This window comes from Duganella sp. OV510, from assembly GCF_900100205.1.
Lineage (GTDB): Bacteria > Pseudomonadota > Gammaproteobacteria > Burkholderiales > Burkholderiaceae_D > Rugamonas.
Genome location: NZ_FNEQ01000001.1, coordinates 586,714 through 609,924 on the forward strand (window position 1 = coordinate 586,714; position 23,211 = coordinate 609,924).

A 23,211-nucleotide genomic window follows, 5' to 3' on the forward strand; every position below is an offset into this window, starting at 1 on the left:
CAATCATTGAATTGATCGCCGCGTGATTGACGCCAGATTTTGAAATCGATTAGCCTGATTGCACAAGAACAGGAGACGACGATGATTAAACACAAGCGCCGCAAGCGTTTGCTGAAACTGCTGGCTGAACACCAGAGCGTCACCGTGCCGCAGCTGGTGACATGGCTGAGCTCATCGCCGGCCACTGTGCGGCGCGACATCGGCTGGCTGGCCGAACGCAACCTGCTGACGCGCACACGCGGCGGCGCCGCCAACCTGCAACAAAAAGTGCGCGGCCTGGCGCATGCCAGCGAAACCTTCCAGAACAATATGCAATGCCATGCCGAACGCAAGCGCGGCATTGCACGCCATGCGGCCAGCTTGTGCAGCGACGGCGAAACCATCATCATCAATGGCGGCACCACCACCTTCATGATGGCAGAATTCCTGGTCGACCATCAGCTCAAGATACTGACCAATTCCTTCCTGATGGCGGAACGGCTGCTGACCACCAGCGCGAACGAAATCATCGTCCCCGGCGGCAAGGTGTACCGCGAACAAAACGTCATTCTCAGCCCGTTCGACAACGACATCACGCAGCACCATTACGCCGCCAAAATCTTCATGGGCGTGTATGGCGTATCGCTGCTGGGCTTGCTGGAGGCGGACCCGCTGCTGATCCAGGCGGAGCAGCGCCTGATAAATCAGGCCGAACAACTGATCGTGCTGGCCGACAGCAGCAAATTTTCCAGCAAGGCCGGCCTGATCCTGTGCGGCCTGCAGCGCGTGTCCATCGTGATTACCGACACCTGCGCCTCCGACGCCGCCGTGCAGCAACTGGAACAGAACGGCGTACGCGTGGTCACGGTCGAACCGGAAGCCCTGCCGCCCGTCCCCGCGCCCACTGCCTTCGGCAATGTGTTTGACGTGCACCTGGAAGACCTGTACCAGCCAGAGATTTCGCACTAAAACGACGTAAAAAAAGGCGGCCTTGCAGTGGCCGCCTTGCTCATTTCGGCTATTCAGCCGATCAGAACTTGTACTCCACCGACAGGCGATAGGTACGGCCCATCATGTCGGCCATACTGGTGATATAGCCGTTGTAGATGGTGTTGGCAGTCACCGGCGGCCATTCTTGCGTGATGTTGTTCACACCCAGCGAGATGGTGGTGTTCCTGATGCCCAGGTAGCGCATGTTCAGGTTGTACTGGCTGTACGAATCCACCTTGGTCATGGTCGAACCGGCGCGTGGCGTCAGGTCGGTCAGGCCGCTGTTGAAGCGCTGCGACAGGGTCGCGCGCCAGTCGCCGAAGCTGTAGTTGACCGACGCCGTATGCTTCCAGCGCGGGTTAATCTGCGGCATGCCTGCCAGGCCGGCATTCGGACCGGCGCTGCCGTAGCGGCCATCGTTGGTGATGACGCCGACGTTCTGCAGCCACACGCCATCTTTCTCGCTCTGGAACTCGTTCTTCTGATACCAGGTGCCATCCAGCTTGACGTCGAAATTGCCGAAGCTGGCGCGTGGGAAGCGATACGATGCCGTCAGGTCGGCGCCACGGATGCGCGCCTTGCCGCGGTTAGACTGGCTGGCGACGATGTGGTTAATCGTGCCGTCCGGATTACGCAGAATGAAGGACTCGTACTTGGCTGCATTCTGCTGGATCTCGGCGATCGAGGTGGCGCCCAGCACGTCGTTCAGGCGCAGGCCCCAGTAGTCGATGGTCAGCGTGAAGTCCTTGAACGGTTCCAGCGCGAAGCCGTACGAGAAGCCGCGCGATTTTTCCGGTTTCAGGAAGCTGTTGTTTGGCGACTTGGTCCAGTATGCGGTGTTGACGTTACATACCTGGTCAAAGGTGTAGCCTGGCCTCGGCGTGCCGGTGCCGGCCACGGTCGGCTGCGAGCTTGGGCACAGGACCGGATCGTCCATCATCTGCGTACGTACTTCCGGCGTCGGATTCTGGATGTCCATGATCGACGGCGCGCGGAAGCCGGTGGACACCGAAGCGCGCAGCACCAGCGGCTGCGCCGGCTGCCAGCGTGCCGCCAGCTTGGGATTGATGGTGGTGGTCTTCAGGTCGTCGTAGCGGTCGGCACGCACCGCAGCGTTCAGCAGGAACTTGTCGGTCAGCGGCGCATCGACTTCCAGCGTCAGCGACGAGATCTTGCGTTCCAGTTTCTTGGCCACGCCAACCGGGGTTTCGCCAACCAGATCGGTCTGCACCACGTTGCCGGAAGCGTCGATGTTGTAGCTGCCGTCAGCTTTCTTCAGCACGTAGTCGAGCGGCGCGCCGCCCACCTTGGCCGAATCCTTGCGCAGCTCGCCCGACACCGCGATCGTCAGGTCGCCGCCCCCCAGCGCCCAGATGCCTTTCGACAGCGTCAGATCAACGCTCTGGTTGTAGGCTTTGTTCAGGCGGTAGGTGTAATCCAGCGCTTGTGCGTTGCGCAAGTATTCCGCGCCAGCCGCATCCTGCAGGCCAAACGGATTCAGGATGCCCTTGTTGAAGCCCTCCTGGATTTTCGAGTACAGCACGTAGCCGGCGCCTGCTGCGGTATCACGCTCGGAACGGCCATAGTTGACGCCCGCGCGGTAATCCCAGCCCAATACCGTGCCTTCCGCCGACAGCACCAGGCGGTCATTGGTCTGGCGATCGTTACGATACGCAGGGCCCAGTTCAGCAGGTCCCCACTGGAAGTAGATGCTGCGGCCGTTCATGTTCAGCGTGCTGACCGCGCCCGGCGTCTTGGCCGGGTCGATATACATGGTCGGCGTGTTGGCGCCGGTATTGCTGCCGACTACCTGCACGGCCGGCGTGATGCCGTTGCCCGGATAGAAGCGGCTGCTCGACGCCAGCGAATAAGTGGTGAACGGGTTGTTCGCGCCTGGCACCTGCATGCCGCGATACTTCTGCACGGTGAATTCCGAGTGCAGCAGGTCGAGGTCGAGGCGGTGGCCGCCGTCCAGGTTCAGGCTGGCGCGGCTGGACATGGTGGTGATGCGGCTGCCGTCGGTGATCTGATTCCAGAACAGCGGATTGCGGGCGCAGCCCGGCGCATAGACCGGCGATGCGGCGGTACTGTTGTTGCCCAGCGTCGGCAAGGCGTATGGCGAGCCGCAACCCGTGCCAAAGGCCGGGTTGTAGTTGGTGTTCGCCGCGCGGGTAAAGCCGAAGTTGGCGATCGGCGAAGCATTGCGCGCATCCGGCGTGATGCCGAGGCCAAGCTGGCGCAGCACTTCAGGATCGTGCTGGCCAGGACGGTCGCCCTGGAACAGTGCGCCCTTCTCCTGGTGGTCGGCGGCGACGTAGATGTTCCAGCCGTCGGAATTCAGGTTGCCCCAGCCGGCGATCAGGCCGACGCTTTTGCTCTCGCCGCCGCCGCTCATTTCCGGTGTGGCATATTCGGCCTTGACCGAGGCGCCACGGTAGTTACGCTTGGTCAGGTAGTTCTGCACGCCGCCGATGGCGTCCGCGCCGTAGATCGATGCGGCGCCGCCGCTCAGCGTTTCAACGCGGTCCAGCGCCATGCGCGGAATCACGTTGACGGAGACGTACTGGTCCTGCAGCGGCTCATTCGCCAGGCGGCGGCCGTTCAGCAGCGTCAGCGTACGCATCGGTCCCAGGCCGCGCAAGTTGGTCACCGGACCGGCGGCGCCGGAGTTGGTGCCCAGCGACAGCGACTGTGGCTGTTCCAGGACGAAGTCCTTCAGTTCGGTATTGCCGCGCGATTCCAGGTCGGTCGACTTGGTGATGCTGAGCGGCGTGGCGCCTTCGTCAGCCACACGGCGGATCAGCGAGCCGGTGACGACGATGGAGGTGACGGGTTCCGCTTCCGCTGCGGCTGGTGTCTGGGCCTGGGCTTCGGCCGCCAGTTGCAGCATGGCGCTGGCTACTGCGCTCGCAAGGGCGAGCCGCTGCACACGCGTTGGACGTGCTGTTCTCATTACTATCTCCTGTCGTTTTATGTGATCGATGTTTCGATCTTTTTTTAAGTGGTAGTACCAGATGCGATGTGGCACTACCAGTACAGTAATGTGGTCAGGCCACTTTTGCTACAAAAAATCGCAGCATGTTGCTAAAAAACCATAGATAGTATCTTCATGATAGTTACTGCTTGGCTGGGACTTGCGTACGGCGCAGGCGCGCGGCAAAGTCGCGCAGATAGGCTTCGCGCCAGCGGCTGATGGTCTTCGCGCCCGGCTCACGCCCCTCCATCAGCTCCGGCGCCGGGTTGTCGGTCCACCAGTTAGGGTAGTTGCCAGAGACGCGTGCTGTCTGCTCCAGCGTCGGCAGGCGCGAGGTGAAGCCGCCGCTCTGGCCGTCCAGGCCGGGATGATTGCTGCGGATCTGGTAAGACCACTTCTTGCTCTCCTTGGGCGAGAACAGGAAATGCCAGGCGCCATCCTGTTGCAGCGTGCCGGTGAACTCCTGCTTGTCCACCACCAGCGTGGCGCGCGGCTGCGCCGGCGCAGTTCCGGCCGGACGATACACCAACTCGATCATGCCAAACGTTTCGACTTCATCGCTGGCCGATGGCGGCGTGGTGAACGTCATACGCGGCCTGTCCCAAGCGCGCACGAACTGCCCTCCCCAGCCGCCGTGGCCGGGGTCTTCCGGGTGCGCGCCAAGCACATAGGTCAGTGATGGCGTGTCGCCCATCTTGATGCGCGGATCGATGCTGGCGAAGTAATCGCCCAGCGCGCCGACGCCTTTCACGTGCTGCCTGACAAAGCGCTCGTTGCCAAGGTCGCCATCCTGGCGGCCACCGCTGAACCAGCCACGGTAGGTGGCGTTGTTCTCGATGATCCACAGGTCCGGATGTTCGCGCGCGAGGTAGTCGTAGGCGGCGATCGACCACTTCTTGTTCGGGCCGCCGATCATGTAGACCCGCAGCCTGGATTTGATATCGGGCGCGTCGTGCAAGGCCTGCGCCAGATCCTCGAATCCACCCCACAGCAGCACCCACAAGGGACGCGGATCATTACGGCGCGCGCAGGAAATGATCCAGTTCGAACCCTCGGTCGGCTGGCCCCAGCCTGGCGGCACGGCCAGGTCCAGGCCACCCTGCTTGGAAATGCTGCGCAGACGCTCGGGCGTCGGGTAATGGGCCGACCAGGTGCGCAGGTTCGGATAGTCCTTTTCGTAGGCATCGATGATCGTCAACAGGTGGCGCTTGCGGTCGCGGCCCTCTCCCCATGGCGAGGCGATCAGCCCTTCGAGATCGATGACGTCGGCATACACCAGCAGGTGCACCAGCGATTGGAAGTCGTCGAAATCGGTGCCGCCGATGTCGGTGGAGACAATAACGCGCGGCAGCGTGGCAGGTGCAGCGGCGAGGCTGGCGAACGGCAAGGACAAGGCAAGCGCAAGAAAATGGCGTCGATACATGGATTGTCTCCGTTGTGCTTATGGTTGGCGTTGTTTCCAGCGATTGTAGGCGCTCAGCACTTTCTGGCCGCTGGTAACGTACCAGGCGTAGCCGTCGCGGCGCTCTGCCGAGATTTCCTGAACATCGTCGTGCAGGGTGCGGTCACGGTCGCCAAACACCGGCTTGCCGCTCTCCAGGCTGGTGTATCGCGACCACAGCAGCGGCGCGCCCGGCTGCCTGATCAGCGCGCTACCCTGCGGCGAGTGCTGCCATACCAGGTCGCGCAAGGCGGTGGCCCGCAGCCAGGCGACGCCGGCCTCAATGGCAGCGGCGACCTGCGGCGCCGGCTGCTCGATCTGCATCAGGAACATCAGCAGGCCGCTGCTCTCGGCGCTCGACAAGGCATCCGGCTCGAAGTTGCGGGCGCCGACCGGGCGCAGCGACACCGGATCGTATTGCTGCGCCCACGCTGTCAGGCGGCCATCGATACGGACCTGTGAAGCGAGGATGCAGCCAATGGCGCGCTGCCGCGCCTCGGCAGCCCTGCTCCGCAGTTCAGCCGGCACAAAGGAAAAGTCGGCGACGGCCGACAGCAGCTTGACAATGTCCACCATGGCATCATCGTTATAGGTGATCGCATCGTGATAACCGCCCTGTAGCGGATACACCTGGGGCCAGCCGCCATTCGGATACTGGGCATCGAGGATGTACTGCAGGCCGCGCTCGAAGCTGGCGCGATAGGCTTGCGCCGGCTCGGGCGCGGCCTGCACCACGCGCGCCAGGAAGTGCAGCTCGGTGGTGGTGGCATCGTTGTCGAAAGTGCCCACCCAGCCCCATGACACATCGTCCGGCGCGGCGACGGCGTGGCCTGCGACATAGAACTGGCCCTGCTGGCGTAAGGCGCCGTCCCGCGCCGTGTTCTTGCTCCAGCCGCCGGCCGGGGTCTGGAAACTGACGATCACGTCGGCCACATGGCGCGCCTCGACCGAGGCATACCAGTCGGCGGAACGATTCAAAGGCATGGTTTTGATGCCGCTGGACGACGCCACCAATGCAGGCACCGTGCCCGATGGCCGCTCGGCCTTGAAGGCCGCCTTGTCGGCCGCCATCAGTGCACGTGAGCGTGCCAGGTAGGCTTGCCACTCCGGGCGGTTGGCCACCTGTACCTCGGTCAGCGGCGCCGCCGGCACGACATGGCCAATTACCGCTGCCGACGCAGGCAGCACCAACGCCGCCATCGCGGCCATCAAGACTTGTTTAACCATATTCATGGACTGTTTTGAGATGTTTGTCATAATCACATCCTGCATTCTTTTTGAGCTGAGGACAAGCGATGAGGAAAATCTTCTTTGCCTTTCTGTTGTTGTGCGGCCTGCACAGCATGGGCTGGGCGCAGCAAAGCGTGCCCCGGTACGGCGTGTATGAAATCAGCCTGCCCGGCCCGTCCGCCGGCAATCCATTTGCCAATCTGGAGCTGAGCGCGACCTTCAGGCAAGGGGACAAGATCTATCGTCCTGAAGGTTTTTACGATGGCGACGGTGTCTACAAGATCCGCTTCATGCCGGACCACGAAGGCGCGTGGACCTACACCACCCACAGCAACTATGCGGAACTGAACAACAAGACCGGCACCCTGCTCTGCGTCGAAAGCAAGAATCACGGCCCGGTACGCGTCGCCGACACCTATCATTTTGCGTATGCCGATGGAACCCGCTTCTACCCTTTTGGCACGACGATTTATGAATGGGCGTTCCAGCCCGAAGCGCGCAAGCTGCAAACGCTGGCGACGCTGAAAGGCGCGCCGTTCAACAAGGCGCGCATGCTGGCGGTGCCGCCGTACAAGCCGTACTACGTGCAAGGCCCGAACAAGCTGACCAGCTTCCCCTTCGTCGGCACGGCCAAGGATAACTTCGATTTCTCCCGCTTCAATCCTGCCTATTTCCAGAGCCTGGAGCGCGATGTGCAGCGTCTGAGCGACCTGGGCATCCAGGTCGACCTGATCCTGTTCCGCCCTTACGACAAGGGACAATGGGGCTTCGACACCACCAGCGATGAAATCAACCGCCGCTTCGTCAAGTACATGGTGGCGCGCTTCGCGGCGTTCCAGAATATCTGGTGGAGCCTGGCCAACGAGAACAGCTACATCAAGCACCTGAGCGACGAAGACTTCGACCGCTACTTCCAGCTGGTGCAGCAGCACGATCCTTACGGCCACCTGCGTTCCATCCACAATGCCGACCGCCTGTACGACTACAACAAGCCATGGGTCACGCACGTCAGCCTGCAGTACTACAACGCGGTCAAGGTATTCGGCGTGTCGCCGCTGCTGCGCGATATCTACAAGAAGCCGATCGTGCATGACGAGATCAACTACGAAGGCAACTCGGAAAGCCGCTGGGGTCAGCTCAGTGGTGAAGAGCTGACGCGGCGCTTCTGGATCGCGCTGACCGGCGGCGCCTACGCCACCCACGGTGAAATCATCGACAACGGCTGGATCGGCGGTGGCGGCACGCTGGAAGGCAGCAGCCCGCAGCGCATCGCCTTCCTGCGACAAATCGTTGAAGCCGGGCCGGCCGAAGGGCTGACGCCGATCGACCAGGCCTTCGTGATGAATGCGGCCGGCAAGAAAGGCGAATACTATTTATATTATTTGGGCGACGAGCGGCCGAAGGAATGGCCCTTCGTGCTGCCGGTGCGTGAACTCAGCAAAGGCATGCGCTTCCAGGTTGACGTCATCGACACCTGGAATATGACGATCACGCGTGTGCCTGAAACCTTCGAACTGGGCGCCCTTACCCGCTACACGGCCGCAGACAAAAACAAGCGCGTCGTGAAGCTGCCGGGGAAACCGTTCATGGCATTGCGCATTCAGCGCGTTGGTGACGCGCTCAACAAGCCCAAGGCGAAGGTGGAAGACGAACTGTAAATTGCCAGCACAATCAAGCCGCCGATGCAGCCATACATCAGCGCCGAGGCGGCGCCCATCCGGATATCGATGTGCGACGGCACGGACGAGAACAGAGCCACAGCCGTCACATATCCGGCGCCTGTCCAGCTAAGATAATGGCCGTGCTGAAACGCCGGCTGCATCCAGTGTCCGAACACCAGCCAGGCGCCCCAGGCCAGCAGGACAGGCGCAAACGCGGCCGGCGCCGCGTTCCAGATATTCAAATTCCTGAAACCGACCGAACCCAGCACCCAGCAGTCCTTCTGCCGCCGGGGAATGATGGAAAACGAGGTCGGCCTGGCAAACACAGCCCAGCCCACCACCGCGTGCAAAAGTTCGTGAGCGATCGTGCCGATCAGCGTCAGCAAGGCGATTCCCCAGCCCCAATGCCGCGCCCAGCGCAACACGCACAGCCAGCCCACAACCAGCACGGCGGATGCGATGGCGTTGGCCGTCAGGCCGGAAGGGAGAATAGGCATGGGCGCATCGTCGCACGGGCGTCAGGCGGCGTCAATTCTGTCACCTATGAGGGATGCCGCGCCTGCCACTTCAAGGGATTTGCGGCGGGCGTGGCGCGCCTACAATCCACCATCATCCCCTTATTGTGAGAGAACCATGCAAGACTTACTGACTCCCCAAAACTGCGCGCTGATCCTGCTGGACCAGCAAGCCGGCCTGCAATTCGGCGTGCAATCGATGGAGCGCCAGACGCTGCTGAACAATTCCGTCGCGCTGATGGAAGCGGCGCTGGCGTTTTCGCTGCCGATGGTGATCAGCACCTCGGCCAGCAAAGTCTACAGCGGTCCGCTGCTGCCGGATCTGCACGCGCTGGCGCCCGAACATCCGGTACTGGAACGCCGCAACATGAACGCGTGGGAAGACGACGCCGTGCGCGCCGCCATTGAAGCCACCGGCCGCAGGAAGCTGATCTTCTCCGGCATGCTGACCGAGGCGTGCATCAGCTTCGCCGTGTTGAGCGCGCTGGAAGCCGGCTATGAATGCTATGTGGCGGGCGATGCCTGCGGCGGCCTGACCGTGGCTGGCCACGACCTCGCCTTGCAGCGCATGGCCGGCAAAGGCGCGCAGATGACCAGCTGGCTGCAAGTGCTGCTGGAGCTGCAACGCGACTGGACCCGCCGCGAAACGTATGACGCCGCCCGCGCCGTCGTCGAAAAGAACGGCGGCGGCTACGGCGTCGGCCTGCGCTACGCGCGCCAGATGCTGACACCGCAGTAAGCGGTCCAGCAGTTCACGAGGCGAAAAAAAGGGCAGCTTGCGCTGCCCTTTTGTTTTACGCTGCGTCGATCGCAGCGTTGAAGGTGGCGCTTGGACGCATCACCGCAGCAGTCTTGACCGGATCCGGCTGGTAGTAACCGCCGATATCCTTGGCCGAGCCTTGCACGCTGTTCAGTTCGTCAACGATCTTGGTCTCGTTTTCCGACAGCTGTTTGGCCAGCGGCGCAAACTTGGCCGCCAGTTCCGCGTCTTCGGTCTGCGCCGCCAGCGCTTGCGCCCAGTACAGCGACAGGTAGAAGTGGCTGCCACGGTTGTCCAGCTCACCGGTGCGCGACGATGGCGACTTGCTGTTGTCCAGCAGTTTGCCAGTTGCGTCATCCAGCGCCTTGGCCAGAATCTTGGCCTTGGCATTACCTTCCTTGATGCCCAGCTCTTCCAGCGACACCGCCAGCGCCAGGAACTCGCCCAGCGAATCCCAACGCAGGTGGTTTTCTTCGACCAGTTGCTTGACGTGTTTAGGCGCCGAACCACCAGCACCGGTTTCGTACATGCCGCCGCCCGCCATCAGCGGTACGATCGACAGCATCTTGGCCGAGGTGCCCAGTTCCAGGATCGGGAACAGGTCGGTCAGGTAATCGCGCAGGATGTTGCCGGTGACCGAGATGGTGTCCAGGCCGCGCGAGACGCGCTCCAGCGTGTAACGCATGGCGCGCGTCTGCGACATGATGTGGATGTCCAGGCCCTTGGTATCGTGATCCTTCAGGTAAACCTGGACTTTCTTGATAACTTCAGCTTCGTGCGGACGATAGGTATCCAGCCAGAACACGGCCGGCATGCCGGACTGGCGGGCGCGGGTCACGGCCAGCTTCACCCAGTCACGGATCGGTGCGTCCTTGACCTGGCACATGCGCCAGATGTCGCCGGCTTCCACGGTCTGGGTCAGCAGCACTTCGCCGGTGGCCAGGTCGGTGATGTTGGCGATGCCGCCTTCCGCCACTTCAAAGGTCTTGTCGTGCGAGCCGTATTCTTCGGCTTGCTGCGCCATCAGGCCGACGTTTGGCACGGTGCCCATGGTGGTCGGGTCGAAGTTGCCGTGCCATTTGCAGAAGTTGATCATCTCCTGATAGATACGGGCGAAGGTCGATTCCGGCATGACGGCTTTCACGTCAGCGGTGCGGCCATCGGCGCCCCACATTTTGCCGCCGATACGGATCATCGCCGGCATCGACGCGTCAACGATCACGTCGTTCGGCGAGTGGAAGTTGGTGATGCCCTTGGCCGAATCGACCATGGCCAGCTTCGGACGGTGTTCCAGGCAGGCGTGCAGGTCTTTGAGGATCTCGTCCTTCTGCGACGCTGGCAGCTTCTCGATTTTGTCGTACAGGTTGACCATGCCGTTGTTGACGTTCACGCCCAGTTCATCGAACAGCTTGGCGTGTTTCTCGAACGCTTCCTTGTAGAAGATACGCACGCAGTGACCGAACACGATCGGGTGCGACACCTTCATCATGGTGGCTTTGACGTGCAGCGAGAACATCACGCCGGTTTTGTAGGCGTCGTCGATTTCTTTCTCGTAGAACTCCAGCAGCGCTTTCTTGCTCATGAACATGGAGTCGATGATTTCGCCAGCTTGCAGCGAGACCTTCGGTTTCAGCACGATGGTTTTGCCGGAGGCGGTGATCAGCTCCATTTTCACGTCGCGTGCTTTTTCCAGCGTCAGCGACTTTTCGCCGTGGTAGAAGTCGCCGGCGTGCATATGCGACACGTGGGTACGCGATGCCTGGCTCCACTCGCCCATCGAATGCGGGTGCTTGCGGGCGTATTCTTTGACCGCTTTCGGCGCGCGGCGGTCCGAGTTACCTTCGCGCAGCACCGGGTTCACAGCCGAGCCGGTGCATTTGCTGTAGCGCACTTTCAGCGCTTTTTCTTCGTCGGTTTTCGGATCTTCAGGGAAGTCCGGCAGCTTGTAGCCCTTGCCTTGCAGTTCGCGGATGGCCGCTTGCAGCTGGGCGACGGACGCCGAAATGTTTGGCAGCTTGATGATGTTGGCTTCCGGCTTCAGCGTCAGCGCGCCCAGTTCAGCCAGGTTGTTTGGTACTTTTTGTTCGTCAGTCAGGAATTCAGGGAACTCAGCCAGCACACGCGCGGCGACCGAGATGTCGCTCGACACCACGTCGACGCCAGCCGGTGCAGTGAACTTCTTGATAATTGGCAGCAGGGAATACGTTGCCAGCAGTGGGGCTTCGTCAGTCAGCGTGTAGATGATTTTTGGATTTTGTGTTGCCATGTTCATTCCCTCGTAAACGATTGGTGCTCGGAGTAATTACGCCCGTTATTGTAATCCCTCACACCGCGGTTTGTGCAAATGATGCCACTCTGGTCATAGAGATACTTGTCATCGTACAACCTCCATGCGCACCGCCATGGTGCATGTATATAAAAATCAACAAGTTAAACGTTTACTAGCAACTTGATAGCAGTTATTTGGTTGTATGATGTCTGATATCTGAGCTATGATCGTCGCACCAAAGTAAGGAGACCGCATGACCACGCAACAACCGCAAGCCACCCGCGTACGGTGGATGATTCTGGCAATCCTGTTCGCAGTAACCACTATTAACTATGCCGACCGCGCCACCATCGCGATCGCCGGGCCCGAGCTGAAAAGGCTGCTGGGACTGAGTCCTGTCGAGATGGGCTTCGTGTTCTCCGCGTTTGCCTGGTCCTACGTGTTGGCACAACTTCCGGGCGGCTGGCTGCTGGACCGCTTCGGTTCGAAAATCACCTACTTCTTCAGCATCTTCCTGTGGTCGCTGTTCACCATGTTGATGGGCACAGTCGGCTTCTTCACCGGCGCGGCTGCCGTGACGGCGCTGTTCACGTTGCGCCTGCTGATCGGCGCGGCGGAAGCACCGTCCTTCCCTGGCAACTCGCGCATCGCCTCGGCCTGGTTCCCGACCAGCGAACGCGGCACTGCCGCAGCCATCTTCAACTCGGCGCAATATTTCGCCACCGTGCTGTTTGCGCCGATCATGGGCTGGCTGGTGCACTCGTTCGGCTGGGAAAGCGTGTTCTTCGTCATGGGCGGCCTCGGCATTGTCATGGCCTTCATCTGGCTGAAAACCGTGTATGGCCCGAAAGAGCATCCAAAAGCCAACGCGGCGGAAATCGCCTACATCGAGGCGGGCGGCGCGCTGGTCGACCTGGAAAGCAAGGACCGCGCAGCCACCGCCGCCAAGATCGATACCTGGTCGTGCATCAAGCAGCTGCTGGGCAACCGCATGCTGCTGGGCGTCTACATTGGCCAGTATTGCATCAACACGCTGACCTACTTCTTCCTGACCTGGTTCCCGGTGTACCTGGTGCAGGAACGTCATATGACCATCCTGAAGGCCGGCTTCGTCGCCGCGCTGCCGGCGGTGGCGGGCTTCCTCGGCGGCGTGCTGGGCGGCGTGATCTCTGACCGTTTGATCAAGTCCGGCAAATCGCTGTCGGTGGCGCGCAAGACGCCGATCGTCTGCGGCATGCTGCTGTCGACCTCGATGATTGTGTGTAACTACGTCGAAGCCGACTGGCTGGTCATCATGGTGATGTCGATTGCCTTCTTCGGCAAAGGCATCGGTGCGCTGGGCTGGGCGGTAGTGGCCGACACCTCGCCGAAAGAAGCCGGCGGCATGAGCGGCGCGCTGTTCAACACCTTTGGCAACACCGCCGGCATCACCACGCCGATCGTCATCGGCTACATCCTGCAGGCCACCGGTTCGTTTGCCGGCGCGCTGGTGTTCGTTGGCGCCAATGCGGTGGTGACCATTGCCTGCTACCTGTTCATGGTGGGCGAGATCAAGCGTTTTGAGTTCAAAACGCCGGTACTGCGCAAGCTGGAAACCGCCTCAGGCGCCGCATAAGCGTGCACGATACATAAAAGCCCGCTCTGCGGGCTTTTTTTTCGTGTAAATTGTCGGATTCCAATATTTAGTTCCAGAACTTCTATGCCTGCACGGCCCCGGTTTGCGTTTTCCCTGCGGTATTTGCTGATGATGCTGACCGTGATCGGGCTGTTGCCTCTGGCTGTGCTTGGCGCCTGGAGCATCCATGCTGCCGGCGACTACAAGGAGCGCGAGCAGGAACGCTGGATGCTGGACCTGGCCCGTGCACTGTCGAGCGCGGTCGATGCCGAACTCGACAGCGCGGTCGCCACCTTGACTTCGCTTGGCAATTCCTCGCCACTGCAAAACGGCGACCTGCCCGGCTTTTACGCCGCCGCCAACGCGCTGACACGCAAGCAGCCAGACTGGCTGGGCGTGATCCTGACCGACGACAGCGGCAAAATCCTGCTGCGTACCATGGACACCTACGGCGCCCCGCCACCGCCATTGGCCGATCCGGCCAGCATGCAGCAGCTGCTGTCAACCCAGCAGGCGGTGGCCGGCCACATCGCGCGCGGCCCACGCAGCCGCCCCGCTTTCCCGGTGCGGGTGATGATTGCCGGTGACAAGGGCAAACTCTACACGCTGACCGCAGTGATACAGCCGGACCGCATGGTGCGCCTGATCCAGCGCCAGCAAGTGCCGGCCGACGCCGTCATCGCCGTGCGCGACGGCAACCGCGCAGTGGTGGCGCGCTCGCGCGACCAGCAAGGCAAGGTCGGCGATCCGCCCAGTCCCTCGCTGGCGCAGCTGATGCGCACTGGCGGCCCGGAAGGCTTCGGCGGCGCAACCACCAGCGAAGGCCAGCATGTTGCTACCGCCTACACCACCCGCTCGCGCTATGGCTGGGCGGTGATCGTCAGCCGCCCGATCGAGGGCTTGCGCGCCGCCGCCTTCGAGCGCATGGGCGTCTACGGCGCCGGGATACTGCTGTCGCTGCTGGGCTGTTTCCTGTTTGCGTCGCGACTGTCCAACCGCGTGCTCAGCACCATCAAGGCACTGCAACAGAACGCCGCAGCGCTCGGCTCCGGCGCGCCGCTGACGCTGGCGCCCTCCTCGATCACCGAAATTGCGCTGATCGGCCAGGCGCTGGAACAAGCCGAGCAACAGCGCAACGACCAGGAACGCGAGCGCGCGCAGTTGCTCGATTCGCTCAACCGCGCGCTGGCCAGCCATCAGACAGCACTGGCCGACGCGCGCGAAGCCGGCCGCGCCAAGGATGAATTCCTGGCCGTGCTGGGCCATGAGCTGCGCAATCCGCTCAGCCCCATCGTTACCTCGCTGGATCTGCTGGACATGCGCGACGAGCCGGGCAGCCGCAAGGAACGCGCCGTCATGCGCCGCCAGGTCAATCACCTGCGCCGGCTGGTGGACGACTTGCTTGACCTGTCACGCATCACCTCGGGCAAGCTGCAACTGGACACGCATCCGCTCAACCTCGCCGACGTGGTGCGGCACGCGGTAGCCGCCGCGCCGGGCCAGCAAATCAGCCTGTCGGCGCCGGTGTCAGCCTGGGTGAACGGCGACGACAGCCGCCTGACGCAAGTGCTCAACAACCTGCTGTCCAACGCCGCCCGCTTCGGCAGCAGCGCCACCAAAGTCACGCTCAGCGCCGACGCCACGCACGCGCGGCTGGAGGTCAGCGACAACGGCATCGGCATGAGCGAGGAACTGATCGCGCGCGTGTTCGAGCCATTCCACCAGGCGCCGCAATCGCTGGCGCGGCGCAGCGGCGGCCTCGGGCTGGGCCTGGCCATCGTGCGCAAGATCGTTGAACTGCATGGCGGTGAAGTCAGCGCGCACAGTGCCGGCGGCGGCATGGGTAGCCAGTTTGAGGTCGTGCTGCCCTTGTGCACGCCACCCGCAACATCGCTGACGCTGGGCGGCACGACATCCACCGCCGGCCTGCAACTGCTGCTGGTGGACGACAATATCGACGCCGCCCTGTCCGGCGCGGCGCTGTTGCAGTTGCTGGGGCATGAAGTGCGCATCGCCCACAGCGCAGCCGAGGCTCTGGATGCGGTGCGGCAGCAGATGCCGCAGGTCGCCATCCTCGACATCGGCCTGCCGGACATGAACGGCTACGAACTGGCGACCGCGATCCGCAAGGAAGCCGGCGGCGACGCCGTGCGGCTGGTGGCGCTCACCGGCTATGGCCAGAAAGAAGACGTCGCCCGCGCCTACGAGGCGCAATTCGACCTGCATCTGACCAAGCCGGCCAGCGTCGCCGACCTGCAACGCGCCACTGCACCGCTCAGCTAAATCAGCCAGCCATACGGAAAGCCGTAGCGCCAGACATTGAATAGTTCGCCGGAGGTCTGCACGCCGCAAATATCCAGCACTTTGCTGAAGTACGCCAGCAACTGATCGCGCTCTTCGGATTCCGAGTGATCGAAGTCTGCCAGGGCGCGCTTCATTGTCCCGAGCACAGTCGAGCGCTGCGGCCGCGCCGGCAGCTCCGCAATCAGTTCCTGAAGCGTGGCATCCACCACCGCCTGGGCCGCGCGCCGCTGCTCTTCATTGGCGGCGCCCGGATAGAACGTCGCAACATCCGGCCCAAATTTGCGCTCCGCCTGCAGGCTGCGCAAGCGCTGCACGACTTCCGGCGTTATCGACAGCTGGTGGTCATTCAGACCGGTTGGCCAGATATAAAAACTCAGGCCGGACACGCCGGCAATAATCACTGCGACAAAAGCAAGGATGGTGTAGTTAAAAATTTTGATAAACAATGTGATTTCCAGGTTGAAGGTTATTGGGCGGGCGTGGCTGCGGACTTCATGCGGATATCGGCGGTGATCATGTGTGGCGGCACGCCGTTGCGGACGGGGCGCGCGGCGAGAAATTCCCTGCTCTTGCTATCGTCTTTGAGATAGGCGTTCAGGAACTCCAGCACATAGCGGGAGGCCCAGTTGTGCGCCTGCACGATCTCTTCGCGTGAGTATTCTTCGAAATCGTCATCCCCGCTGAAGCGGATTTGCGACGTGCTGAAATTGGTATGCGCCATCGGGTGCAGGATGTAGTAATACACGTCCGAATACTTCATCGCGTTGATAAAGCTGAATGACACGTCATAGCTGCCTTCCAGCTGCTCGATGGTCCTGGGCCTCGCGGACAGATACAGCAGCGGCACATTCACACGTTCCGGCGTGACGTATTTGGCGGCGTCCTTGCCGCCATTGATATATTCAGGAAAACCACGCATCGAGCCGTCCAGCGATACCAGCGCGCGGATGCGCTGGTCCTTGGCTGCCGCCAGCACATTCGCCAGCCCGCCCCAGCTGAAGCCGGCGACGGCGATGTGTCCAACGTCCACCTGCGGCAGACTATGCGCATAGCCGATCAGATATGCGATATCGGCCGCCTGCGCCTCCGCGCCGTCCAGATTGGTATTCATCACGCGCCCCTGTCCATCGACGCTGGGACTGGCGATAACAACGTAGCCCTGGCTGGCCAGGTATTCACACAACTCGGCGTTTTCATGCGCGGGTCCGTTCGCACCGGGTGCGTAGATCAGCAGCGGGAACTTGCCGGTGGCAGGCTTGGCGTCGCGGCTCGCCCAGACCGGGCTATCCGCCTCCGCCTGCCGCTGCGCCGGCGTCAACGCCTTGCCGGGTTGATTGATGAGCTGCGCCGTCTTCTGCGCCACCTGTGCATCGCTGACGGAAAAGTCCCTGCGCGTGAAAGCGGTGCCGAGATAATCAGCATAAGTCATGCGCTTGCCACCATGCTTGGCCGGATACCACACCAGGGTCTGCATGGCACGCGCCGATGCACCTTGCGACGAGCGGCTATAGTCGTACTGCTTGACCAACTGGAAGCCGACAAGGTATTTCCCCGGCGGATTCAAATACGCGTAATGCGGCGCTGCATGCGCCGACAGGCTGGCGCAATACAGCAAAACCATGGAAATAAAACGCATCGTTGCCTTTTATGGTTACATAAAAAGCTATTTTAATTTATTTACCATCACTCAGGTTGGCGATGGCGGCCTTGCTGCTGGCATCGGAAAAACCATGATGCTTGAGGATCTCGACCAATTCTTCCGGCGGGCTGCCATTGCGCAGGTTTTCAGCGATCCAGCCATGCCAGTCGGGCGTCACTTCCCTCATCTCTTCCGGCAGCGCCAGGCCCATGATGATCTGCGCCAGCAAGGCGTTGATACGCCTGGTGTCGATCAGGTGCTGGACCACCGGGTGGCCCGAATACGGGAAGGGATACAGCGTGCAATTGCCCATAGCCGCCAGACGGTGCGCATGCATGGCGTCGAGATTGACGGACTCCGTGGTGCCATCCTTGTCCGGCTTGGTGCCGAACAGGATATGCATGTCGGGCAGCTTGCCAGCCTTGGCGCGGCCCAGCGCTTGCAGGTCGTAGTAGCCGGATGCCGGCGGCCGCGCTGCCAGGTCGCGCATCACCGGCAACCAGCGGCGCTCGTGGTACAACAAGGCCTGGCGTGGATCGAGGAAGGACAGCGGCCCGAAAGCAATCACCTGCTGCACTTCGAGCAGCAAGCCATACATCAGCGCCGCATACGCCCCCATCGACTGGCCGATCGTCACCACTCTGGAGGGCCGGATCTCGTCGATCAGCGCCCGCAGGCTGGCCGCTGTCTCTTCGGGATGCTCGCCCAGTTCATCGAGGCGACGGTGATACCAGCTATTGCCGGAATCGCGCACCAGTATCTTGTTGATGTGCCGCCCGCTGGCCTGCTCCAGCTTTTTCAGGCGGCCATAGAAGTCGAAGTCCGGTCGCGCCTCCCATGAGACAAAGCCAAAGGCAATCACCAGCAAATCGCCAGCAACAACGCGGTCGATCAGCACATCTTCCGTGCTGGTTTTGACGCGCCGGTTGTCCAGCGCAGGAAGGTCGGTAATGGAGGGTGGCATTCCGCCAGTTTAATGGATTTCGCTGTAAAAGCAGCGGCCGCAAGCCTGGCGATAGCTTTCATTGCCGCCGATGCTGATCTGCTCACCTTCCTTGATACGCTTGCCGTTCTCGTCGACGCGGATATTCATCGTCGCCTTCTTGCCGCAGCTGCAGATGTTCTTGATTTCCTCGATATCGTCGGCCAGCGCCAGCAGATAAGCCGAGCCGGGAAACGGCTCACCCAGGAAGTCCGAGCGCAGTCCGTAGGTAATTACCGGCACGCCGCGCACCTGCGCCAGCTGGTGCAGCTGTTTGACCTGGTCCTTGCTGAGGAACTGCGCCTCATCCACCAGCAGGCAGGCAATTTTCTTGTCGATGGTTTGCAGGAAGTTGGTGTCCTTGTCGAACACCTCGGTTTCGCGCTGCGGCCCCAGGCGCGACGTGACCTTGCCGACGCCGTAACGATGGTCGATGGCCGCCGTGAACAGGCGCACAGCCTGCCCCTGCTCTTCGTAGTTGTGGGCCACCTGCAGCATGGCGGTGGACTTGCCTGCGTTCATCGCAGAGTATCGGAAGTAGAGTTTTGCCATGGCGCGGATTATAAACCGCGTCTTCTGAAAAAAGCGCATACTTGCCCGAAATGCACGAAGGAGAACGTATGCGCAAACCCGCCCTGTTCACCCTGATTGGCAATACGCCTTTGGCCGAGGTTACCCGCCTCGATACCGGCCCCTGCCAATTGTTCCTCAAACTGGAATCGCAAAACCCAGGCGGCTCGATCAAGGACCGCATCGGCCTGGCGATGATCGAAGCGGCCGAGGTCCAGGGCCTGCTGAAGCCCGGCGGCACCATCATCGAGGCCACCGCCGGCAACACCGGCCTCGGACTGGCCCTGGTCGGAAGGCTGAAAGGCTACCGCGTGCTCCTGGTGGTGCCGGACAAGATGTCGACCGAAAAAGTGCTGCACCTGAAGGCGCTGGGCGCCGAAGTGCGCACCACCCGTTCAGACGTCGGCAAGGGCCATCCCGAGTATTACCAGGACTTTGCCGCCCGCCTGGCCGCCGAAATGCCGGGCGCCTGGTTCTCGGACCAGTTCAACAATCCCGCCAATCCGCTGGCGCACGAAACCACCACCGGCCCGGAGATCTGGGAGCAGATGGGCCATGACGTCGACGCCATCGTGGTCGGCGTCGGATCCTCCGGCACGCTGACCGGCCTGACGCGCTACTTCCGCAAGGTCGCGCCACAGGTGGAATTCATCCTTGCCGATCCGGCCGGCTCCATCCTGGCCGAGTACATCGAGACGGGCAAGGTGTCGGAAACCAGCGGCTCGTGGGCAGTGGAAGGCATCGGCGAAGACTTCATCCCTGCCATCGCCGACATGACCGGCGTGACGAAAGCCTACACCATCGACGACATCGAAAGCTTCGCTACCGCACGCGCCCTGCTGAAGGAAGAAGGCATACCGGGCGGCTCCTCGACCGGCACGCTGCTGGCCGCCGCGCTGCGCTACTGCCGCGAGCAAACCACGCCGAAGCGCGTGGTCAGCCTGGTGTGCGATACCGGCACCCGCTACCTGTCCAAAGTCTATAACGATGGATGGATGCGCGACCAGGGCCTGCTGGAGCGCCGCAAGCACAACGATTTGCGCGACCTGATCGGCCGCCGCTTCGACGCCGGGGAAGTCATCAGCGTCACGCCGGAAGACACGCTGATGATCGCCTTCAACCGCATGCGCGCCGCCGATGTGGCGCAACTGCCGGTGCTGCAACAAGGCCAGCTGGCCGGCATCATCGACGAATCCGACCTGCTGCTGACAGTGGGCGCCGAGCCGGAACGCTTCAACCATCCGGTCAGCACCGCGATGACCCGGCGGCTGGAGATGCTGCCGCCATCGGCCGACATGGCGGCATTGCGCGACATCCTGGATCGCGGACTGACCGCCGTGGTGGCCGAACACGATACCTTCTACGGCCTGATTACCCGTTACGACCTGCTCAACCATCTGCGAAGGACGCTATCTTGAACAGCAAAAAAGCCGCACTGGCCACGCGCGTGATCCACGCCGGCCAATCGCCCGATCCATCGACCGGCGCCATCATGCCGCCGATTTACGCCACCTCCACCTTCGTGCAGGAGAGTCCCGGCGTGCACAAGGGGCTGGATTACGGCCGCTCGCACAATCCCACCCGCTGGGCGCTGGAACGCTGCGTGGCCGACCTGGAAAGCGGCGTCCAAGGTTTCGCCTTTGCCTCGGGACTGGCGGCGATATCGACGGTGCTGGAGCTGGCCGACGCCGGCTCGCACATCATCGCCGGCGACGATATGTATGGCGGCACCTACCGCCTGTTCGAGCGCGTGCGCCGCCGCAGCGCCGGCCATGATTTCACCTATGTCGACCTGACGAATCCGGAGAATCTGCTGGCCGCGATCAGGCCGGAAACCAAAATGGTGTGGGTCGAAACGCCGACCAACCCGATGCTGAAGCTGGCCGATTTGCAGGCGATCGCCAGTATCTGCCGCGAGCGCGGCATCATCGCCGTGGCCGACAATACCTTCGCCAGCCCCATCGTCCAGCGGCCGCTGGAGCACGGCTTCGACATCGTCGTGCATTCCGCCACCAAGTATCTGAACGGCCACTCCGACATCATCGGCGGCATCGCGGTGGTGGGCGGCGAGGAGCGGCAGAAGGAATGGCGCGAACAACTGGCCTTCCTGCAGAATTCCGTCGGCGCCATCGCCGGCCCGTTCGACAGCTTCCTGGCGCTGCGCGGCGTGAAGACGCTGGCGCTCCGCATGGAGCGTCATTGCGCCAGTGCGCTGGTGCTGGCGCAATGGCTGGAACAGCAAAAGGAAGTGCGCAAGGTGTTCTATCCCGGGCTGGCGTCGCACCCGCAACACGCCTTGGCAAAACGGCAGATGCAGGGCTTCGGCGGCATCATCTCGATCGATCTGGAGTCCGACCTGGCGGGCGCGCGCCGCTTCCTCGAAGCCTGCCAGGTGTTCGCGCTGGCCGAGAGCCTGGGCGGCGTCGAAAGCCTGATCGAACATCCGGCGCTGATGACCCACGCCTCCATCCCGGCGGCTCAGCGGGCGGCGCTGGGCATCGGCGATGGCCTGATACGGCTGTCGGTCGGAATTGAAGATATAGAGGATCTAAAGGCCGATATTCGCCGTTCGCTGGATGCTATTTAGCTGCTAATATCCGGGGCATGATCTATTTAATTATCATTGCCGTGGTGCTGGCCCTCGGCTTCGCCTATTCCATTCTGGTCGCCAGCGCCAAGCCGGTGGTCGGCAGCGACTATTACAAAGTCTCGAAGGATGGCCGGGTGATGCTGTCGGCCGGCTCCAAGGTCAGCGTGCTGAAACCGACGCTGTACCCGGAAGGCTTGAAGGTCAAGCTGCGCGGCGGCAAGCGCGAGGGCGAATTCTACGTGCACGATCTGGTGGCCGAGGTGTTCCTGCCGAACCCGAACAAGCTGCCGGCCGTGCGCCACCGCGACGGCAATGTACGCAACAACAGGGTCGAGAACCTGCAATGGGTGCGGCTCAGCGAAGTGGAACATCCCGAGCCGCTGGTCTATCCCCAGCCCTGATTACTGCCAGCGGCGGAATAACAGGCTTGCATTGACACCGCCAAATCCAAACCCGTTCGACAGCGCATACTCGGTCTGCAAAGGACGCGGCGCGCCGGCGACGATATCCAGACCAGCCGCTTCGGCCACGGGTTCGACCAGATTCAGCGTCGGCGGCGCCAGCTGATCGCGCAAGGCTTGTATCGTGAAGATGGCCTCCACGCCGCCCGCCGCGCCCAGCAAATGCCCCGTCGCCGATTTGGTGGCAGAGATGGCAGGACTTTGTTCGCCAAACAGCGCGCGGATGGCGGCCAGTTCGCAGGCATCACCCACTGGCGTTGAAGTAGCGTGTGCGTTCAGATGGCCAATCGCCGTGACAGGCACGCCTGCCTGGCGTATCGCCAGTTCCATCGCGCGGCGGCCGCCGGCGCCGTCATCCAGCGGCGCGGTCAGGTGGTAGGCATCGGCGGTGGTGCCATAGCCCACCAACTCAGCGATCGGCACCGCGCCGCGACGCAGCGCATGCCCCAGTTCTTCAATCACCAGTATGCCGGCGCCCTCGCCCATGACGAAGCCGTCGTGGCCTTGATCGAATGGCCGCGATGCGGTGCTGGGCGCATCGTTAAAACCGGACGACAGCGCACGCATCGCTGCGAATGAGCCCAGGCTGACGCGGTCGACGCAAGCCTCGGCGCCGCCGCACACGGCGATCTCCGCTTCGCCGGAGCGGATCAGGCGTGCGGCGTCGCCGATGGCTTGTGCACCGGCGGCGCAGGCGGTAATGGGTGCGCCCAGCGGTCCGCGCAAACCGTGGCGGATCGAGATCTGGCTGGCGGCCATATTGGCCAGGAAGCCCGGCACCGTGAACGGCGACAGCCTGCGCGGGCCGCGTCCATCGGTGGTCCGCACTGCTTCCACTACCGCGCCAAAGCCGCCGATACCGGAAGCCACGATGGTAGCGGTGCGCAGCCGTTCATCCTCGGTGGCGGGATGCCATCCTGCCTGGTTCAGCGCTTCCTGCGCGGCCGCCAGCGCGAACAGCGCGAAGCGGTCCATCTTTTTCTGGTCTTTCGGCTCCGCCGCCACAGATGGATCGAAGTCCGGCACCATGCCACCCACTTTGCAGGCCAGGTCCGCCGTGAACTCGTCGCCCAGGCGGGTGATGCCGGACTGGCCAGCCAGCAGCCGCTGCCAAACCGTTTCGCTGCCCATGCCCAGCGGCGACACCATGCCCATGCCGGTAACGACTATACGTTTGCTCATCACACTTGCTCCATCCAGATTAGCCATGCAAAAATAGGCAAAACACGCC

18 protein-coding genes are annotated in these 23,211 nt (G+C 62.3%); 8 read left to right on the forward strand and 10 right to left on the reverse strand.

Going from position 1 to position 23,211, the window contains the following annotated elements; genetic code table 11:
- Window positions 1-81 precede the first annotated feature (81 nt).
- Window positions 82-948: a DeoR/GlpR family DNA-binding transcription regulator gene (locus BLS51_RS02705; protein ID WP_090178697.1), complete on the forward strand. Its 867-nt coding sequence runs from the start codon at window positions 82-84 to the stop codon at window positions 946-948.
- A gap of 61 nt (window positions 949-1,009) precedes the next feature.
- On the opposite strand, the gene BLS51_RS02710 is transcribed toward BLS51_RS02705, so the two are convergent.
- From BLS51_RS02710 to pelA, 3 genes are all read right to left on the reverse strand, one after another.
- A complete protein-coding gene (locus tag BLS51_RS02710) occupies window positions 1,010-3,922 on the reverse strand; it encodes a TonB-dependent receptor domain-containing protein (protein ID WP_090178692.1) in 2,913 nt (970 codons plus the stop codon).
- A 163-nt stretch (window positions 3,923-4,085) separates the two neighbouring features.
- Entirely contained in the window at window positions 4,086-5,366 is a 1,281-nt protein-coding gene (locus BLS51_RS02715) for a DUF1593 domain-containing protein (RefSeq protein WP_090178687.1), read from the reverse strand.
- Between the two features lie 18 nt (window positions 5,367-5,384).
- On the reverse strand, window positions 5,385-6,617 hold the full coding sequence (pelA, locus tag BLS51_RS02720) for a pectate lyase (RefSeq protein ID WP_217638341.1): 1,233 nt from the start codon (window positions 6,615-6,617) through the stop codon (window positions 5,385-5,387).
- A 62-nt stretch (window positions 6,618-6,679) separates the two neighbouring features.
- Here pelA and BLS51_RS02725 point away from each other — a divergent pair, with 62 nt between their 5' ends.
- Window positions 6,680-8,272 carry a DUF5605 domain-containing protein gene (locus tag BLS51_RS02725; protein WP_217636410.1) on the forward strand — a complete coding sequence of 531 codons (1,593 nt, stop codon included), beginning with the start codon at window positions 6,680-6,682 and terminating at the stop codon, window positions 8,270-8,272.
- On the opposite strand, the gene BLS51_RS02730 is transcribed toward BLS51_RS02725, so the two are convergent.
- Window positions 8,215-8,772: a hypothetical protein gene (locus BLS51_RS02730; protein WP_090178684.1), complete on the reverse strand. Its 558-nt coding sequence runs from the start codon at window positions 8,770-8,772 to the stop codon at window positions 8,215-8,217. The two genes, BLS51_RS02725 and BLS51_RS02730, sit on opposite strands and share 58 nt — an antisense overlap.
- A 136-nt stretch (window positions 8,773-8,908) precedes the next feature.
- Between BLS51_RS02730 and BLS51_RS02735 the strand changes: the two genes are divergently transcribed.
- On the forward strand, window positions 8,909-9,529 hold the full coding sequence (locus tag BLS51_RS02735; RefSeq protein WP_090178679.1) for a hydrolase: 621 nt from the start codon (window positions 8,909-8,911) through the stop codon (window positions 9,527-9,529).
- A 55-nt stretch (window positions 9,530-9,584) separates the two neighbouring features.
- Here BLS51_RS02735 and BLS51_RS02740 read toward each other — a convergent pair whose 3' ends face one another.
- Window positions 9,585-11,816 carry an NADP-dependent isocitrate dehydrogenase gene (locus BLS51_RS02740; RefSeq protein WP_090180708.1) on the reverse strand — a complete coding sequence of 744 codons (2,232 nt, stop codon included), beginning with the start codon at window positions 11,814-11,816 and terminating at the stop codon, window positions 9,585-9,587.
- Between the two features lie 256 nt (window positions 11,817-12,072).
- On the opposite strand from BLS51_RS02740, the gene BLS51_RS02745 reads away from it, so the two are divergent.
- Together BLS51_RS02745 and BLS51_RS02750 are read left to right on the forward strand one after the other, a co-directional pair.
- Window positions 12,073-13,434, forward strand: coding sequence for an MFS transporter (locus BLS51_RS02745; protein ID WP_090178676.1), 1,362 nt, complete (start codon window positions 12,073-12,075; stop codon window positions 13,432-13,434).
- 129 nt (window positions 13,435-13,563) lie between these two features.
- Window positions 13,564-15,717: a hybrid sensor histidine kinase/response regulator gene (locus BLS51_RS02750; protein WP_229207405.1), complete on the forward strand. Its 2,154-nt coding sequence runs from the start codon at window positions 13,564-13,566 to the stop codon at window positions 15,715-15,717.
- Here the strand turns inward: BLS51_RS02750 and BLS51_RS02755 are convergent.
- The 4 genes from BLS51_RS02755 to BLS51_RS02770 are packed head-to-tail and all read right to left on the reverse strand — an operon-like array spanning window position 15,714 to window position 18,911.
- The gene (locus BLS51_RS02755) at window positions 15,714-16,184 is read right to left on the reverse strand and encodes a DUF4844 domain-containing protein (protein WP_217636409.1); all 471 of its coding nucleotides are present in this window, start codon (window positions 16,182-16,184) and stop codon (window positions 15,714-15,716) included. The two genes, BLS51_RS02750 and BLS51_RS02755, sit on opposite strands and share 4 nt — an antisense overlap.
- Window positions 16,185-16,204: 20 nt before the next feature.
- A complete protein-coding gene (locus tag BLS51_RS02760) occupies window positions 16,205-17,374 on the reverse strand; it encodes a dienelactone hydrolase family protein (protein ID WP_090178665.1) in 1,170 nt (389 codons plus the stop codon).
- Between the two features lie 37 nt (window positions 17,375-17,411).
- Window positions 17,412-18,341 (reverse strand): alpha/beta fold hydrolase, encoded by a 930-nt coding sequence (locus BLS51_RS02765; protein ID WP_090178662.1) that lies wholly within the window; start codon window positions 18,339-18,341, stop codon window positions 17,412-17,414.
- Window positions 18,342-18,350: 9 nt separating this feature from the next.
- Window positions 18,351-18,911, reverse strand: coding sequence for a thymidine kinase (locus tag BLS51_RS02770; protein WP_090178659.1), 561 nt, complete (start codon window positions 18,909-18,911; stop codon window positions 18,351-18,353).
- A gap of 68 nt (window positions 18,912-18,979) precedes the next feature.
- On the opposite strand from BLS51_RS02770, the gene BLS51_RS02775 reads away from it, so the two are divergent.
- From BLS51_RS02775 to BLS51_RS02785, 3 genes are read left to right on the forward strand one after another with little or no spacing between them, the layout of a single operon-like run.
- Window positions 18,980-20,347: a pyridoxal-phosphate dependent enzyme gene (locus BLS51_RS02775; protein WP_090178656.1), complete on the forward strand. Its 1,368-nt coding sequence runs from the start codon at window positions 18,980-18,982 to the stop codon at window positions 20,345-20,347.
- Window positions 20,341-21,516, forward strand: coding sequence for a trans-sulfuration enzyme family protein (locus BLS51_RS02780; protein WP_090180703.1), 1,176 nt, complete (start codon window positions 20,341-20,343; stop codon window positions 21,514-21,516). The genes BLS51_RS02775 and BLS51_RS02780 overlap by 7 nt, the downstream gene beginning before the upstream one ends.
- Before the next feature lie 17 nt (window positions 21,517-21,533).
- The gene (locus tag BLS51_RS02785) at window positions 21,534-21,920 is read left to right on the forward strand and encodes an HNH endonuclease family protein (protein ID WP_217636408.1); all 387 of its coding nucleotides are present in this window, start codon (window positions 21,534-21,536) and stop codon (window positions 21,918-21,920) included.
- Here the strand turns inward: BLS51_RS02785 and fabF are convergent, their stop codons facing one another.
- Entirely contained in the window at window positions 21,921-23,162 is a 1,242-nt protein-coding gene (gene fabF, locus BLS51_RS02790) for a beta-ketoacyl-ACP synthase II (RefSeq protein WP_090178653.1), read from the reverse strand.
- Window positions 23,163-23,211 lie beyond the last annotated feature (49 nt).